This is a genomic window from Kitasatospora aureofaciens (assembly GCF_019192735.1).
Taxonomy (GTDB): Bacteria; Actinomycetota; Actinomycetes; order Streptomycetales; family Streptomycetaceae; genus Kitasatospora; species Kitasatospora aureofaciens_A.
Map to the genome: position 1 here is coordinate 135,971 of NZ_JAHTKP010000003.1, position 16,107 is coordinate 152,077.

13 protein-coding genes are annotated in these 16,107 nt (G+C 70.0%); 8 read left to right on the plus strand and 5 right to left on the minus strand.

Annotated features, from left to right (window positions below; translation table 11 throughout):
* Window positions 1–117: 117 nt before the first annotated feature.
* Together KV557_RS04640 and KV557_RS04645 are read right to left on the minus strand one after the other, a co-directional pair.
* Window positions 118–1,731: a transporter gene (locus KV557_RS04640; RefSeq protein ID WP_218198353.1), complete on the minus strand. Its 1,614-nt coding sequence runs from the start codon at window positions 1,729–1,731 to the stop codon at window positions 118–120.
* The gene (locus tag KV557_RS04645) at window positions 1,728–2,549 is read right to left on the minus strand and encodes an ABC transporter ATP-binding protein (RefSeq protein ID WP_218198354.1); all 822 of its coding nucleotides are present in this window, start codon (window positions 2,547–2,549) and stop codon (window positions 1,728–1,730) included. Before KV557_RS04645 ends, KV557_RS04640 begins: the two co-directional genes overlap by 4 nt.
* A 242-nt stretch (window positions 2,550–2,791) precedes the next feature.
* On the opposite strand from KV557_RS04645, the gene KV557_RS04650 reads away from it, so the two are divergent.
* The 8 genes from KV557_RS04650 (at window position 2,792) to KV557_RS04685 (ending at window position 12,309) form a co-directional block, all read left to right on the plus strand.
* Entirely contained in the window at window positions 2,792–3,316 is a 525-nt protein-coding gene (locus KV557_RS04650; RefSeq protein ID WP_256176935.1) for a DUF1707 and DUF4190 domain-containing protein, read from the plus strand.
* A gap of 435 nt (window positions 3,317–3,751) precedes the next feature.
* Window positions 3,752–4,123: a 30S ribosomal protein S12 gene (gene rpsL, locus KV557_RS04655; RefSeq protein WP_014144289.1), complete on the plus strand. Its 372-nt coding sequence runs from the start codon at window positions 3,752–3,754 to the stop codon at window positions 4,121–4,123.
* Window positions 4,124–4,125: 2 nt separating this feature from the next.
* Complete coding sequence (gene rpsG, locus KV557_RS04660) at window positions 4,126–4,596, plus strand: 30S ribosomal protein S7 (protein ID WP_148644378.1); 471 nt, start codon at window positions 4,126–4,128, stop codon at window positions 4,594–4,596.
* 39 nt (window positions 4,597–4,635) lie between these two features.
* Window positions 4,636–6,741, plus strand: coding sequence for an elongation factor G (fusA, locus tag KV557_RS04665; RefSeq protein WP_218198359.1), 2,106 nt, complete (start codon window positions 4,636–4,638; stop codon window positions 6,739–6,741).
* 235 nt (window positions 6,742–6,976) lie between these two features.
* Window positions 6,977–8,170, plus strand: a complete 1,194-nt coding sequence (tuf, locus tag KV557_RS04670) for an elongation factor Tu (RefSeq protein ID WP_031063092.1) — start codon at window positions 6,977–6,979, stop codon at window positions 8,168–8,170.
* 228 nt (window positions 8,171–8,398) lie between these two features.
* Window positions 8,399–9,412 carry a glycosyltransferase family 2 protein gene (locus KV557_RS04675; RefSeq protein WP_218198361.1) on the plus strand — a complete coding sequence of 338 codons (1,014 nt, stop codon included), beginning with the start codon at window positions 8,399–8,401 and terminating at the stop codon, window positions 9,410–9,412.
* 42 nt (window positions 9,413–9,454) lie between these two features.
* Window positions 9,455–11,842 (plus strand): hypothetical protein, encoded by a 2,388-nt coding sequence (locus tag KV557_RS04680; protein WP_218198362.1) that lies wholly within the window; start codon window positions 9,455–9,457, stop codon window positions 11,840–11,842.
* A gap of 29 nt (window positions 11,843–11,871) precedes the next feature.
* A complete protein-coding gene (locus KV557_RS04685; RefSeq protein WP_218198364.1) occupies window positions 11,872–12,309 on the plus strand; it encodes a GtrA family protein in 438 nt (145 codons plus the stop codon).
* Between the two features lie 61 nt (window positions 12,310–12,370).
* Here KV557_RS04685 and KV557_RS04690 read toward each other — a convergent pair whose 3' ends face one another.
* From KV557_RS04690 to KV557_RS04700, 3 genes are all read right to left on the minus strand, one after another.
* Window positions 12,371–13,636, minus strand: coding sequence for an acyltransferase family protein (locus KV557_RS04690; protein ID WP_218198365.1), 1,266 nt, complete (start codon window positions 13,634–13,636; stop codon window positions 12,371–12,373).
* A gap of 115 nt (window positions 13,637–13,751) precedes the next feature.
* Entirely contained in the window at window positions 13,752–15,002 is a 1,251-nt protein-coding gene (locus KV557_RS04695) for an acyltransferase family protein (protein ID WP_218198366.1), read from the minus strand.
* 127 nt (window positions 15,003–15,129) lie between these two features.
* Window positions 15,130–16,092 (minus strand): NAD-dependent epimerase/dehydratase family protein, encoded by a 963-nt coding sequence (locus KV557_RS04700; RefSeq protein ID WP_218198368.1) that lies wholly within the window; start codon window positions 16,090–16,092, stop codon window positions 15,130–15,132.
* Window positions 16,093–16,107 lie beyond the last annotated feature (15 nt).

Consider the following 16,107-nt stretch of genomic DNA (forward strand, 5'->3'; position numbering starts at 1 on the left):
TCCTCGACGGCCCGTTCCCTCCCGCCCATGATGCCGGAGCGCCCGGCCGGACCCCCGCCGTCGCCCGGCCGGACCCCCGCCGCCGACCGTCGGACCCCCGCCGTCGCCCGGCCGGGCTCAGCGCTCGATGGCCTTGGCCAGGATCTCCGGGGTGCGCTCCAGCAGCCGCACGGCGGCCAGTCGGATGCCGGCGTACGCGACCAGGGCACCGTAGAGCGGGCCGAGCAGCAGGAGCGGCCAGGTCGGGCCGTCGCCGGTGAGGGCCCAGAGCAGGTAGCCACCGATCGGCAGGGCGAGCAGCGCGACGCCGAACATCGAGCCGAACTGGTTGAGCAGCACCAGCCCGCTCTGGCCGGGGGCGGCGTTGCGCATCGGGTTGCTGTCGGCCGGCATCGTGTACGGCGCGAGCACGCTGAGCATCGCGCCGACCGCGACGCCGCAGCCGAGCAGCCCCAGCGCGAGGCCGAACGCGGACGGCAGGTGCGCCCAGTCGCCGGTGACGACGGTCAGCACCAGGCCGAGCACCAGCGTCACCGGCACGGCGTACGAGAGCACCGCGTACGCCCGCCCGCGCAGCTCGTCCCGGGCGTCGGCCGGGGTGAGCAGGGTGGCCGCGACCATCCAGAACGCCGAGCCGTCCATGCCGAACAGGTTGAGCATCTGCAGCCCGAGGAACATGCCGGTCATCGCCAGCAGGTAGACGCTCGACCAGCCCTGCACCACCGACAGCACGCAGATCACCAGCGTCATGCCGATGCTGGTGAACACCGCGGCCTTGGCCCGCGGCTCCCGCCAGGCGTACCGCAGGTGGCGCTGCATCACCGCGCCGGCCCGGCCGGCCGGCAGGAAGCCCCAGCCGCGCGAGCTCTGCACCCCGCGGGCCACCTCCAGGGTGGAGGAGTCCGCGGTGACCATCAGCTCCTGGAGGCTGCGCCGCCACCAGCGCAGCAGCACGGCGAGCAGGGCACCGGCGGTAGCCAGCTGGAGCAGCGCGAGCCCGTAGTGGCCCTCGCCGGCCGTCCGGGCCGCGTCCACCGCGCCGACCGGCGGGATCCAGCGCACCACCGAGGCGATCGGCTTGATCGGCCCGAGGTCCGGCTGGCCCCCGTGGTGGCGGCCGAAGATGCTCTGCGAGCCGACGTTGGCGGCCTGGATCAGCAGGGCGAAGAGCAGCCCGCCGAAGATCGCGAAGTCCTTGCCGCGCCGGCTGGAGAGCATCCGCGCGTTGCCGGCCGCGACCGCGCGGGAGAGCGCGACCAGGCAGACCACGGCGAGCGGCACGCCGATCACGGCGAACGCCGCCGAGGCGCCGCCCGCCGCGCCGGACAGCGCGGCGCCGGTGGCCAGCACCAGGCTGACCAGCGGCCCGGGCCCGACCAGCGAGGCCAGCAGCGAGCCGCGCAGCAGCGGTCCGGGCCGCAGCGGCAGCATGGTGAGCCGGGTCGGATCGGCGCTCTCGTCGCTGGAGAACAGGAACAGCGGGATCGCGGCCCAGCCGAGGGTGAGCACGCCGAGCAGCATCACACCGGCGTCGCCGGAGCCGGCGAAGCGCCCGTTGAGCATCGCCAGGCCGAACGCGATCCCGCCGGCGAACAGCAGGCCGAGGACGGCGCCGATGACGAACACCGCGGCCCGGCCGGGGCTGCGCTTCAGCCCGTTGCGCAGCAGCCGCAGCTTGAGCGCCACGAGCGCGCGGACGACCGTCCGGCCGTCGGGGACGGCCGCCGTCACTGTCCCCCTCCGAGGTGTCCGCCGCCGAGCCAGCCGAGCGCCTGCCCGTCGTCCTCGCGGACGCCGATCAGGTCGAGGAACGCCTCGTGCAGGCTGCGCCCGCCGCGGACGGCGTCCAGCGGGCCGTGGGCGATCACCCGGCCGGCGTTGACCACGGCGACCCAGTCGCAGAGCTGCTCGACGAGTTCCATGACGTGGCTGGAGAAGACCACCGTGGAACCGGCCGCCGCGTACCGCTTGAGCACGCCGCGGATCGTCTGGGCGGAGACCGGGTCGACGCCCTCGAAGGGCTCGTCCAGGAACAGCACGTCGGGGTTGTGCAGCAGCGCGGCGGCCAGGCCGATCTTCTTGCGCATGCCGGTGGAGTAGTCGGCGACCAGCTTGTCGGCGTCGCGGGCGAGGTCCAGGACGGCCAGCAGCTCCTCGGCGCGGCGGTCCACCTCGGCGCCGGGCAGGCCGCGCAGCCGCCCGTTGTACTGCAGCAGTTCACGCCCGCTGAGCCGCTCGAACATCCGCAGGCCCTCGGGCAGGATGCCGATCCGCGCCTTGATGGCGACCGGGTCGGCCCAGACGTCGCCGCCGTGGACCAGGACGGTGCCCTGGTCGGGCCGGAGCAGGCCGGTGACCATGGAGAGCGTGGTGGTCTTGCCCGCGCCGTTCGGGCCGACCAGGCCGATGAACGCGCCGGTCGGCAGCTCCAGGCTCAGCCCGGCGACGGCGGCCTGGGTGCCGAAGTGCTTCCACAGCCCCTGGATGCTGACGGCGGAGGGGGTGACGGGTCCGGGGGCGCCGGACGGCGGAGGCGCTGACACCTGCATGGCGGCCTTCTCTGCTGAGTGGGTCTGGGTGGGGCTCGGGGTCGTTCGGGTTCAGCCTGTCACTCGGCGAACGGGCTGTCGTCCGAGTTGAGGATCCCCTGAGCGTGTCCGCCGAACGGGTGAGGCGCGCCGCTTCCCGGAAGAGCGTGCGTCCGACTGGCAACTACTCAGGCGCCCCGTTCGTCCGGCAGTATGAGGACCAGTGAGCGCGCGGGTCGCGCAGGGGTGTCGGGAGGTGGCGGATGGCCGTGCAGCCATGGGGTGAGGCCGGGTCGCAGTCCGCGATGCGGGCGGCGCACGCGGACCGCGACCGCACCGTCGACGTGCTGAAGGCGGCGTACGCCGAGGGCCGGCTGTCGATGCAGGAGTACGAGCAGCGCCACGAGGCGGTGAGCGTCGCGCAGACCTACGGCCAGCTGGCCGCGCTGGTCGCGGACCTGCCGTCCGGTCCGGCGCCGGCTCCGGCGGCGTACGGCGGGCAGCCCGTCCCGGCGACCTTCCAGCCGTACCAGCCGATGCCGTACCAGCCGATGCCCTACCCGACGCGGTCCACCAACGGCCTCGCGATCACCTCGATGGTGCTCGGGGTGGTCGGGCTCTCGCTGCCCGCGGTGGTCACCGGCCACATCGCCCGGTCGCAGATCCGGCAGCGGAACGAGGACGGGGAGTGGGCGGCCGTCGTCGGGCTGGTGGTCGGCTACCTGGGCTCCGCGCTCTGGACCCTGGCGTTCCTGCTGCCCGCCCTGGTCGCCGTGAGCCGCGGCTGACCGACGCCCATGCCGGCCGGGCGCGCACCCGCCGGTGCTCCGGTGGCGCCACGCCACCGGCTGTGGTAGAGCGGCAGGAGGACGGCCCGACACCGGGCGGCCGTTCGCGGGACACCCGCGCGACACCCGGCCGACGGCCGCGACCTGCGGCGTTGCATTTGTTTTGACCGCGCCCGATGCGCTAGGTACGCTCTGACCTTGTGCCTGGGGTGTCCCCGGGTCCTTGTGCGTGCATGCACACCGGTCGCCGCGCCGAGCCGGAGCGCCCTCCAGCGCCCCGCGCGTAGAGCGCCGTCGCTGTACATCAGCTCATGGGATTCCGTGTCGGAATAAGCCCAACACACCCGACCGCGTGGGTCGACCACGGGGCCGTGTGCGAGGGAGACACCGCAGGTTAGTTTCACCCAGCCTTGGCACACAGAAAACGGAGAAACGGTGCCTACGATCCAGCAGCTGGTCCGAAAGGGCCGGCAGGACAAGGTCGAGAAGAACAAGACTCCCGCGCTGAAGGGCTCCCCGCAGCGTCGTGGGGTCTGCACGCGTGTGTACACGACCACCCCGAAGAAGCCGAACTCGGCGCTTCGTAAGGTCGCCCGTGTGCGCCTCACCAGCGGGATCGAGGTCACCGCTTACATCCCGGGCGAGGGCCACAACCTGCAGGAGCACTCCATCGTGCTGGTGCGCGGTGGCCGTGTGAAGGACCTTCCTGGTGTCCGCTACAAGATCATCCGCGGCTCGCTCGACACCCAGGGTGTCAAGAACCGCAAGCAGGCCCGCAGCCGCTACGGCGCCAAGAAGGAGAAGTAAGAATGCCTCGTAAGGGCCCCGCCCCGAAGCGCCCGGTCATCATCGACCCGGTTTACGGCTCCCCGGTCGTCACCCAGCTGGTCAACAAGATCCTGCTGCACGGCAAGCGCTCCACCGCCGAGCGGATCGTCTACGGCGCCCTCGAGGGCGTCCGTGAGAAGACCGGCTCGGACCCGGTCGTCGCGCTGAAGCGCGCGCTGGAGAACGTCAAGCCGGCTCTTGAGGTCAAGTCCCGCCGTGTCGGTGGCGCGACCTACCAGGTTCCGGTCGAGGTCCGTCCGGGCCGCGCCAGCACCCTGGCGCTGCGCTGGATGGTCGGTTACTCCCGCGCCCGTCGCGAGAAGACCATGACCGAGCGTCTGATGAACGAGATCCTCGACGCCAGCAACGGCCTGGGCGCTTCCGTGAAGCGTCGCGAGGACACCCACAAGATGGCCGAGTCCAACAAGGCCTTCGCGCACTACCGCTGGTAGTCCCTACCCCGTCACTAGACAGAGAGAGAACGAGCCACCATGGCTGCAACCTCCCTTGACCTCGCCAGGGTCCGCAACATCGGGATCATGGCGCACATCGACGCGGGCAAGACCACCACCACCGAGCGGATCCTGTTCTACACCGGTGTCTCGTACAAGATCGGTGAGGTCCACGATGGCGCTGCCACCATGGACTGGATGGAGCAGGAGCAGGAGCGCGGCATCACGATCACGTCGGCCGCGACGACCTGTCACTGGACCGTCGACGGCGTCGACAACACCATCAACATCATCGACACCCCGGGGCACGTCGACTTCACCGTCGAGGTGGAGCGTTCGCTGCGCGTCCTCGACGGTGCCGTGACGGTGTTCGACGGTGTCGCCGGTGTCGAGCCCCAGTCCGAGACCGTGTGGCGGCAGGCTGACCGCTACGGCGTCCCGCGCATCTGCTTCATCAACAAGCTGGACCGCACGGGCGCGAACTTCTTCTTCTGCGTCCAGACCATCGTGGACCGCCTCGGCGCCACCCCGCTGGTCATGCAGCTCCCGATCGGTGCCGAGTCGGACTTCCAGGGCGTTGTCGACCTGGTCCGCATGAAGGCGCTGGTCTGGTCCGCCGAGGCCGCCAAGGGCGAGATGTACGACGTCGTCGACATCCCGGCCGAGCTGCAGGAGCAGGCCGACGAGTACCGCGAGCAGCTGATCGACACGGTCTCGAACGTCAGCGACGAGATCATGGAGCTCGCCCTCGAGGGCGAGGAGATCCCGGTCGAGCTGCTGCAGGACGCGATCCGCAAGGGCACCCTGAACTCGGACTTCACCCCGATCTTCTGCGGTACCGCCTTCAAGAACAAGGGCGTTCAGCCCCTGCTCGACGCGGTCGTCAAGTACCTGCCGTCGCCGCTGGACATCGAGTCGATCGAGGGCACCAAGCCCAACGACCCGGAGACCAAGATCTCCCGCAAGGCGTCGGACGAAGAGCCGCTGTCCGCGCTGGCGTTCAAGATCATGTCCGACCCGCACCTGGGCAAGCTCACCTTCGTCCGGATCTACTCCGGCCGCCTGGAGTCCGGCACCTCGGTGCTGAACGCCGTGAAGGGCAAGAAGGAGCGCATCGGCAAGATCTACCGCATGCACGCCAACAAGCGTGAGGAGATCGAGTCGGTGGGCGCCGGCGACATCGTCGCCGTCATGGGCCTGAAGCAGACCACCACCGGTGAGACGCTGGCCGACGAGAAGAACCCGGTCATCCTGGAGTCCATGGACTTCCCGGCCCCGGTCATCCGCGTCGCCATCGAGCCCAAGTCCAAGGGTGACCAGGAGAAGCTGGGTGTCGCCATCCAGCGTCTCGCCGAGGAGGACCCGTCCTTCCAGGTCAACACGGACGAGGAGACCGGCCAGACCATCATCGCGGGTATGGGCGAGCTGCACCTCGAGGTGCTGGTCGACCGTATGAAGCGTGAGTTCAAGGTCGAGGCCAACGTCGGCAAGCCGCAGGTCGCGTACCGCGAGACGATCCGTCAGGCCGTCGAGCGCATCGACTACACCCACAAGAAGCAGACCGGTGGTTCCGGTCAGTTCGCCAAGGTGCAGATCGCGATCGAGCCGCTCGAGCAGGCCGAGGGCTACGAGTTCGTCAACATGGTCACCGGTGGCCGCGTGCCGAGGGAGTACATCCCCTCGGTCGACGCCGGCTGCCAGGAGGCCATGGAGTTCGGTGTGCTCGCCGGCTACCCGCTCCAGGGTGTCCGCGTGAAGCTGCTCGACGGTCAGTCGCACGACGTCGACTCCTCCGAGCTCGCGTTCAAGATCGCCGGCTCGATGGCCTTCAAGGAAGGCGCCAGGAAGGCCAAGCCGGTCCTTCTTGAGCCGATGATGGCCGTCGAGGTCACCACGCCCGAGGACTACATGGGCGACGTGATCGGCGACATCAACTCTCGCCGTGGCCAGATCCGGTCCATGGACGAGCGTCACGGTGCCCGCGTCGTCACGGCGCTGGTGCCCCTCTCCGAGATGTTCGGCTACGTCGGTGATCTGCGCAGCAAGACCTCTGGTCGCGCGAGCTACTCGATGCAGTTCGACTCGTACGCCGAGGTTCCGAAGAACGTGGCGGACGACATCATCGCCAAGGCCAAGGGCGAGTAAGGACCGGCACCAGCCGCGTTCTTACCCGAGGCCGCAGGATGTCCCGACAATCGGGACGATTGCGAACCCTTAGGCTATTAGGAGGCATCCCGGGAGGATCCGCTCGGATTCTCCCGGGGGCCTCCGGCCCCCACCCGCGGGACGGTACGAGGTGCTTTCGGGCATCCCGCACCAAGCCCGACCAAGACCAACTGACGTCAGCACGGCGTACAGAACTGTCCTCAGGAGGACTGCAGTGGCGAAGGCGAAGTTCGAGCGGACGAAGCCCCACGTCAACATCGGCACCATCGGTCACATCGACCACGGTAAGACGACCCTTACCGCGGCCATCACCAAGGTGCTGCACGACGCGTACCCGGAGATCAACCCCTTCACGCCGTTCGACCAGATCGACAAGGCGCCGGAGGAGCGGCAGCGCGGTATCACCATCTCGATCGCGCACGTCGAGTACCAGACCGAGGCGCGTCACTACGCCCACGTTGACTGCCCGGGTCACGCGGACTACATCAAGAACATGATCACCGGTGCGGCCCAGATGGACGGTGCGATCCTCGTCGTCGCCGCCACCGACGGCCCGATGCCGCAGACCAAGGAGCACGTCCTCCTGGCCCGCCAGGTCGGCGTCCCCTACATCGTCGTCGCCCTGAACAAGGCCGACATGGTGGACGACGAGGAGATCCTGGAGCTCGTCGAGCTCGAGGTCCGTGAGCTCCTCTCCGAGTACGAGTTCCCGGGCGACGACCTGCCGGTCGTCCGCGTCTCCGCGCTGAAGGCGCTGGAGGGCGACAAGGAGTGGGGCGAGAAGCTCCTCGGCCTGATGCACGCCGTCGACGAGAGCATCCCGACCCCGGCCCGCGCCGTGGACCAGCCGTTCCTGATGCCGATCGAGGACGTCTTCACGATCACCGGTCGTGGCACCGTCGTCACCGGTCGTATCGAGCGTGGCATCCTCAAGGTCAACGAGACTGTCGACATCATCGGCATCAAGGAGACCAAGACCACCACCACGGTCACCGGCATCGAGATGTTCCGCAAGCTGCTCGACGAGGGCCAGGCCGGTGAGAACGTCGGTCTGCTGCTCCGTGGCATCAAGCGCGAGGACGTCGAGCGCGGCCAGGTCATCATCAAGCCGGGTTCGGTTACCCCGCACACCGACTTCGAGGCCCAGTCCTACATCCTGTCGAAGGACGAGGGTGGCCGCCACACCCCGTTCTTCAACAACTACCGCCCGCAGTTCTACTTCCGTACCACGGACGTGACCGGCGTCGTGACCCTCCCCGAGGGCACCGAGATGGTCATGCCGGGCGACAACACCGCCATGACGGTCGCGCTGATCCAGCCGATCGCCATGGAGGAGGGCCTGAAGTTCGCCATCCGTGAGGGTGGCCGCACCGTCGGCGCCGGCCAGGTCACCAAGATCATCAAGTAATTGATGATCTGACCTGCCTGCTTCGCACAGGCGAGTCCGAAGGGCCCCGCACACCGCTCCGGTGTGCGGGGCCCTTCGGCTTCCGTCCGACGTTCAGGTATTCGGCCGCTGATCGGGCGAATTCGCATTGAGAAAGCCCTCATGGAGCGCTGCTATTCTGGCCGCTCGGCCGATAGGTGGGACACAACCGACGGCCAGCTTCGGATACTTGGGGACAGGCGGGCACCAATGCTCAACGCGTCAGCACCCGGCGAGCCGACCGCCCGGACGACTCCGCTGCTGTCGGTGGTCATCCCCATCTACAACGAGCAGGAGGCCCTGCCCCTCACCGTCGAGCGGCTGCGGCCGATCCTCGACGGGCTCGACGTCACCTACGAGGTGGTCGGGATCGACGACGGCAGCACCGACGCGACCCCGGTGCTGATGCAGAAGATCCGTCAGGACTGGCCCGAGTTCCGCATCGTCCGCTTCGCCCGCAACTCCGGGCACCAGGCGGCGCTGACCGCCGGCATCCACCGCGCCTTCGGCGACTACGTGGTCTCCATCGACGCGGACCTGCAGGACCCGCCGGAGAAGATCCCCGAGATGCTGGGGCTCGCCCGTGAGCAGAGCCTCGACATCGTCTACGGCGTCCGCGGCGACCGCGGCACCGACACCTCCTTCAAGCGGCACACCGCCGGCGCGTACTACTGGCTGATGCGCAAGCTCGTCGGCAAGCGGATGCCCAACCAGGCCGGCGACTACCGGCTGCTCAGCCGGGCCGCGGTGAACGCGCTCAAGGCGATGCCCGAGCACCAGCCGGTCTACCGGCTGCTCGTGCCGTGGCTGGGCTTCCCCAGCGGCGAGGTGGTCTACGTCCGCGAGGAGCGGGTGGCGGGCAGCACCCACTACCCGCTGTCCAAGATGCTCCGCCTCGCCCTCGACAGCGTCACCAACTTCTCCGCCGCCCCGCTGCGACTGGCCACCTGGCTCGGCCTGTTCAGCTTCGCCGTCTGCCTCGTCCTCGGCGTCTACACCGCGATCGAATACGCGCTCGGCAACACCGTTCCCGGGTGGTCGTCGTTGTTCATCGGAATGCTGTTCATCGGCGCCGTCCAACTGATCTGCGTGGGCCTGCTCGGCGAGTACGTCGGCCGGATCTACTCGGCGGTACAGGCCAGGCCCGCCTACTTCATCGGCTACGACTCGGCCGAGGAGCAGGCCGGGCCCGGGGCGGAGAAGCTCTCCGACTGCGTCGGCTAGCACGCGCCGGCGACGGCCCGGCATGTGCGAGGAGGCAGTACGGTGGACGGCTCCGAGACGGCTGCTCCGGCCGGCGGCACCGAGGCGGCGGCCGACGGCGGAGCCGGGGCCTCGGCGCCGACCCGGGGCCCGCATCCGGCGCTGCGTCTGCTGCCCCCGGCAACCGCCCTCCTCGCGGTGGCCGCCGTGCTGCTCGCCTCCGACACGCCCCCTGCGGACGTCGGCCGCTACGCGCTCTACGCGCTGTGGGCCGTCCTGCTCCCCGGCACCCTGGTCTTCCGCGTCCTGCGCCGCCGCCCGCACACCCTGGTCGAGGACCTCGTGCTGGGGGCCGTCACCGGGTTGGTGCTCGAACTCGCCGCCTGGGCCGTGCTCGTCCGCCTCGGCCTGCAGGCGGTCGCCGCGCTCTGGCCGCTCGTCGTGGTGGTTCCGTTCGCCGCGGTGCCCGTGCTGCGTCGGCACTGGCGCCCGCGCGGGTACGTCCGGTTGCCGGTGAGCTGGTCGTGGACGGTCGCCGGGCTGGTCGTGCTGACCGCCGGCTACTACTACGAGGTCTGCCTGGCCCGCTTCCCGATCCTGCCGACAGGGGAGCAGAGCAGGATCTACGGCGACTTGCCGTACCTGATCTCGCTCGCCGGGAACGCCAAGTACCACATGCCGCCGACCTTTCCGCAGGCGGCCGGCGAGCCGCTGCACTACCACTGGTTCGCCTTCGCACACATGGCGATGTCCAGCCTGGTCGGCGGCATCGACCTGCCGGTGGTCGCGATGCGCCTGATGGTCCCCGCGCTGAGCGCGCTCACGCTGCTGGCCGTCGTGGTGGCCGCGCACCGCCTGACCGGTCGGCGCTGGGCCGGGCCCGTCGCGGCCGTCCTGCTCACGGCGGTGGGCGAGTTCACCGCGGCGTACCCCAACAACATCGGCTCCTGGGCCTTCGGCGCCCCGTCGGTGCGGCTGATGTCCTGGGCCAGCCTCTCGTTCACCTACAGCCAGCCGCTGCTGATCGCCCTGGCCGCCGTGGTCGGGGACGTGCTGCGCGGCCGCGGCGACGGGACCGCCCGGGGCGGGGTGCCGCCGCTCGGGCACGGGGCCTTCGCGCTGGCGGCGCTGTTCGCGCTGGCCTCCAGCGCCGCCAAGGCCAGCATCCTGCCGGTCACCGTGGCCGGGCTGGCCGTCGCGGGGCTGGCGCTGCTGCTCACCACCCGTCGGATCCCCTGGCCGGTGGTGGCGCTGGGCGCGATCCTGCTGGGGGCCCAGCTCTTCGCCACCGCGCTGGTCTTCGGCTTCGATAGCTACGGGCTGCAGATCGACCCGTTCGGCAATGTGCGCAAGTACTGGGCCGACCCGCAGGGGCTGCGTCCGGCCCCGGTCGAGGCGGTGGCCGTGCCGGCGACCCTGGCCGCGTTCCTGCTCAACCACCAGCTGAGGCTACTCGGCGCGGTGCCGCTGCTGTGGCGGCGGCGGATGCGGCTGGAACCGGTGCAGTGGTTCCTGCTCGGGGCGGCGCTGGCCGGACCGGCGGCGTACCTGCTGGTCGGCGGCTTCAACGCGAGCTACTTCACCGTCGCCGCGGCGCCCTTCGCCGCGCTGCTCTCCGCCTGGGGCTGGTGCGAGCTGGCCGAGCGGGCGGTGCTGCCGCGCCGGGTCGGGGCCGCGCTGGCGGTCGGTGTGCTCGCGGTGGCCGCCGCGCTCACCTGGCTGACCTACCGCTACTCCGGGCGCTGGGCCGACCTCGCGGTGCGGCTGCTGGGCCGGGGCACCGAGAGCCGCTCGTACCAGCCGCTGCTGCCGATGCTGACTGCCGGGCTCGGCGTCGCGGCCCTCGCCGTCCTCGGTGCGCTGCTCTGGCGGGGCGCCGGCCGGGCCGTGCCGCCGCTGCGCGGCCGGGGCGGGATCGTGCTGCTCACCGCGCTGTTCGCGGTGGCGCTGCCGAGCCTGCCGCTGGACGTCCTGCAGGCCCGGCAGTACGCCTGGGACGGCACCTGGGCGCTGTCCGGCCGGCAGGTCGAGGCGGCCCGCTGGATCCGGGCGCACAGCCGGCCCTCGGACGTGATCGCCACCAACAGCCACTGCTGGCAGTACGACGACTACGCGGACGGTCCGGGCTGCGACAACTACCGCTCGCAGTGGCTCAGCGCGTACTCCGAGCGGTCCGTCCTGGTCGAGGGCTGGGCGTACGCGCCGCGGATGGTCGCCCGGGCGAAGGGCGACGTGGCGGCCCGGGAACCCTTCTGGGACCAGGAGCTGTTCAGGCTCAACGAGGACGCGGTGTACCGTCCTACCGCAGAGCTGATCGAGCGGTTGCGGCGTGAGCACCGGGTGCGATTCCTGGTGGCCGACCGGAAGGCGGGCGCCGAATCGCCCCGGCTGCGGGAGTTCGCCGAGCCGGTCTTCGACAATGGACGGGTTGCCGGGTACCGGCTGCCCTGACCGGACGAACGGACGACGGGTACTCCGCGATGCTTTCCACGGACGACAAGAGCGGGCAGCCGCAGACCGACGGGCGGCCGGTGCGCCGCCAGCTGCCCTCCTTCCTGGTGATCGGTGTCCTCAGCACCCTCTTCTACCTGGGGCTGTTCGTGGTCGCGCGCGGGTTCACCGACTCGCAGGCGGCCAACCTGATCGCGCTGGCGGTCAGCGCGGTCGCCAACACCGCGGCCAACCGCCGCTTCACCTTCGGGATCACCGGCTCCGAGGGCGCGGTGCGCCACCAGCTCCAGGGCGCGGTGGCGTTCCTGATCGGCCTGGGGCTGAGTGCCGGCGTGCTGGCCCTGCTCGACATCGCGGTGCCGGACGCCTCGCGGGTGGTGGAGGTGGGCGGGCTGATCGTGGCGAATGGCCTGGCCACCGTGGTCCGGTTCCTGCTGATGAAGGTGTGGGTCTTCCGCGGCCGCTGAGCTCCGACAGCGGAAAGCGCCCGCCCGGTCCGTCCGGGCGGGCGCTTCGCTGTGCGGGCTGTCAGGCGGACACCTTGGGCGGCTCCTCGGCCGCCGGCGCCGGCTGGGGCGCGGTGAGTGGATCGGCCGCGGCCGCGACCCGGGCGGCGCTGCGCTCCTTGAGCTTGCGCACCGGCCACGGCGTCCAGTTCTTGGCCTTCATCAGCGGCGACTCCAGCAGGTGCCAGGAGAGCGCGGCCAGTACCACCGTGCCGGCCATGGCGAGGGCCAGGAAGACCGGCTTGCCGTGCTTGGCGTAGCCCAGCATGGCCAGCGCCTGCTCGACGGTGAACCCGTAGATGTAGATGCCGTACGAGTAGTCGCGCTTGCGGCCGATCTTCTGGCACGGGCCGGGCAGCCGGATGGCCAGCCAGAGCAGCAGGTAGGCGAAGGCCGGGTAGCCGAAGACGAACAGGCCGCCGGTCCACAGGGTGACGCCGAGCACGGCCGCGCAGATCAGCGCCAGACCGTCGTGGATGACCAGGCGCTCGCCGTAGAGCTGGAAGGTCGCGCCGATCATGAAGACGAAGACCAGGTGGATGACGAAGTGCACCGACATCGCACCGAGGAACGGCACGTAGACGACGGAGTTCATGTCACCCGGAATGCCGCGCAGGATCGGGTTGTCGACCCAGTCCCGCAGGATGAGTACGCTCAGGCCCAGCGCCAGCAGCGGTACGAACTTGCGGGCGCGCTGCAGCACGCCGGCGGCACCCATCAGGCCGACCAGGATGTAGCAGAGGATCTCGTACTTCAGCGACCAGAGTGCGCCGTTGACGCCCGGGTCGAAGTTGGTGCCCCGATTGCGGCCCTCGGCGATCACGCCGGAGATGTCCCAGCCGGTGCTGATCGAGCTGTTCCAGGTGCCGGTGATGTAGTTCCAGGGGCCCTGAGGGTGGTGCCAGTAGCCGCTGAACGTGCCGTGCTGCCAGTGGTAGAGCAGTGGGAGGATCACCAGCGCCGACACCAGGATCGAGCCCCACAGGCCGGGCAGAATGCGCAGCGCGCGGTGCCAGGCGTACCGGCCGATCGTGCTCCGGGCGCCGCTGGCGCTGATCATGAATCCGGAGAGCACGAAGAAGCCGACCACCGCCATCTTGCCGATGTCGGTCTGTCGGCCGCTCAGGTTCCACAGGGGGTCCAGGTGCCCCCAGGCGATCGGATACAGGTGCGACAGGACGACCGAGGAGGCCAGGAGGAACCGCAGGAAGCCGAAGCTGTTGCTCCGTGAGGAGTACAGCTCGGCCAACTTCCCACGGGTGCAGGACAGGCGAAGCCTGGGGGGCATCGGGTGACAGCCTTCCGGGAGGCACTACGACGTAGAGCCCCCCGGCAGCGCTGCCCGCCGAGTTTATCGGGGCGATTGCCCGATTTCACCCGAGATGTCAACCTGCAGGGTTCAGTTAAGCCTTGGTGAGTACGGTCTCGGTCTCCGGGTTGACGGTGGTCGCCGCCTCCGCGTGGCTCCGGGCCAGTCGCCTCTCCAGGAGCTTGCGGACCGGCTTCGGCGTCCAGTTCTTGGCCTTCATCACCGGGGACTCCAGCAGGTGCCAGGAGAGTGCGGCGAGCACCACGGTGCCGGCCATGGTCAGGGCGAAGTAGGCCGGCTTGCCGTACTTGGCATAGCCGAGGATGGCCAGCGCCTGCTGGACGGTGAAGCCGTAGATGTAGATGCCGTACGAGTAGTCGCGCTTGCGGCCGATCTTCTGGAACGGCCCGGGCAGCCGGATGGCGAGCCAGAGCAGCAGGTAGGCGAAGGCTGGGTAGCCGAAGACGAACAGGCCGCCGGTGAACATGCTGACACCCAGGGCGATCGCGCAGAGCGCCGCCAGGCCGTCGTGGATGACGATCCGCTCGCGGTAGAGCTGGAAGGTCGCACCGATCATGAAGGCGTAGACCAGGTAGATCAGGGCGTAGGTCTGCATCTCGGCGAAGATCGGCACCTGCACGACCTCGTAGATGTTCCGGGGGATGCCGCGGCCGAAGCCCGCGAGGACCCAGTCGCGCAGGATCACCAGGCCGAGCACGAGGACGATCAGCGGTACGAACTTGCGGGCGCGCTGCAGCACGCCGGCGGCACCCATCAGGCCGACCAGGATGTAGCAGAGGATCTCGTACTTCAGCGACCAGAGTGCGCCGTTGATGCCCGGGTTGAAGTTGGTGCCGCGGTGCATGCCGTCCGCGATGACGCCGGAGATGTCCCAGCCGGTGCTGATCGAGGTGTTCCAGGTGCCGGTGATGTAGTTCCAGGGGCCCTGAGGGTGGTGCCAGTAGCCGCTGAACGTGCCGTGCTGCCAGTGGTAGAGCAGTGGGAGGATCACCAGCGCCGACACCAGGATCGAGCCCCACAGGCCGGGCAGAATGCGCAGCGCGCGGTGCCAGGCGTACCGGCCGGGCGTGATGCGCGCTCCACTGCCGGTGATCATGAATCCGGAGAGCACGAAGAAACCGACGACGGCGAACTTGCCGACATCGGTCTGCTCGCCGCTCCAGCTCCACAGTGGATCCGGCTTCCCCCAGGCAAGTGGGATCGTGTGCGAGACGACGACCGAAGACGCCAGCAGCAGTCGCAGGAGGCCGAAGCTGTTGGCGCGAGAGGAGTACAGCTCGGCCAACGTGCCGCGGCGGCCGGGCAGATGGAGCCTAGGAGACATGAGAGCGGATCATGCTTTCCCTGGAAGGAGGTACACGGAGAAGGGTTCCGGCGCACAGGCCCCGACTGGACCTTCATACGATCCTATCGGGGCCTGCCGGAACCCTTCACCGGCTGTGATCGAATCCTTATCCCGCAGTCGAAGTCCTGCTGCCCGACGCTGCGTTCCACAGCTCGGCGACGGCCGAGCGCAGGCTGCGCTCCGGCTGCCAGCCGAGGGCCTTGCCGGCGGCGGTGATGTCAAGCTGCTGCCACTCGGTCTCCGGTCCGCTGCCGTCGGGCGCCGGGACCTCGGTGATCTCGACCGGGACGCCGCTGACCTCGATCAGCAGCTCGACCAGCTCGCGCGCCGAACTCGCCTTGCCCAGGCCGACGTTGAGTACTGAGGGGGAGGCGGGGTTGCTCGGGATCGCGGCGATGATGGCGTCCACGGTGTCCTGCAGGTCGACGAAGTCGCGCTGGGCGGTGAGCGGCTGGAGCGCCAGCTCGGCGGTGGCGCCGGCGGCCTGCGCGGTGGCGAGCTTGCCGGCCATCACGCCGAGCAGGCTGTGCCCGGGCTGCCCGGCGCCGACCACGTTGCCCAGGCGCAGCACCACGGCGTCCAGGCCCTCGGTGCGGACGGCGTCCTTGATCAGCTCGGTCGCCTGCAGCTTGAGCTGCCCGTACACCATGGACGGCTTCGGCTCGGAGTCCTCGGTCAGGCTGACGCCGATCGGGCAGAGGCCGTACTCGTGCACGGTGCCGAGGTGGACCAGGCGGGGGGCGGCGGGCATGCTCCGCAGCGCGTCCAGCAGCCGGCTGACCATGCCGACGTTGGCGCCGACCATCTGCTCGTCGGTCAGGCCCCACATCCCGCCGGCCGCGTTGATCACCACGTCGATCCGGTGCTCGGTCAGCAGCGCGGCCAGGTCGGCGGGCGGGTCGAGGGTGAGGTCCAGCCGGGCGAACTCGCCGGGCAGCGGCTCGGCCGGCGCCTTGCGGGCGATGGTGAGCAGGTGGTGGCCCCGCTCGTCCAGGGCGCCGAGGATCGTGCGCCCGATGAAGCCGGTGCCGCCGAGGACGGCGATGCGGGGAAGGGCTGAGCTGCTCACGGCCATGGCCTCTGG

Excerpts from the sequence above, each read along its gene's own strand:
- KV557_RS04645 (WP_218198354.1), bottom strand. The coding sequence starts at position 2,549 with ATGCAGGTGTCAGCGCCTCCGCCGTCCGGCGCCCCCGGACCCGTCACC.
- KV557_RS04685 (WP_218198364.1), top strand. The coding sequence starts at position 11,872 with ATGCTTTCCACGGACGACAAGAGCGGGCAGCCGCAGACCGACGGGCGG.
- KV557_RS04695 (WP_218198366.1), bottom strand. The coding sequence starts at position 15,002 with ATGTCTCCTAGGCTCCATCTGCCCGGCCGCCGCGGCACGTTGGCCGAG.
- KV557_RS04675 (WP_218198361.1), top strand. The coding sequence starts at position 8,399 with ATGCTCAACGCGTCAGCACCCGGCGAGCCGACCGCCCGGACGACTCCG.
- KV557_RS04690 (WP_218198365.1), bottom strand. The coding sequence starts at position 13,636 with ATGCCCCCCAGGCTTCGCCTGTCCTGCACCCGTGGGAAGTTGGCCGAG.
- fusA (WP_218198359.1), top strand. The coding sequence starts at position 4,636 with ATGGCTGCAACCTCCCTTGACCTCGCCAGGGTCCGCAACATCGGGATC.
- KV557_RS04650 (WP_256176935.1), top strand. The coding sequence starts at position 2,792 with ATGGCCGTGCAGCCATGGGGTGAGGCCGGGTCGCAGTCCGCGATGCGG.
- rpsG (WP_148644378.1), top strand. The coding sequence starts at position 4,126 with ATGCCTCGTAAGGGCCCCGCCCCGAAGCGCCCGGTCATCATCGACCCG.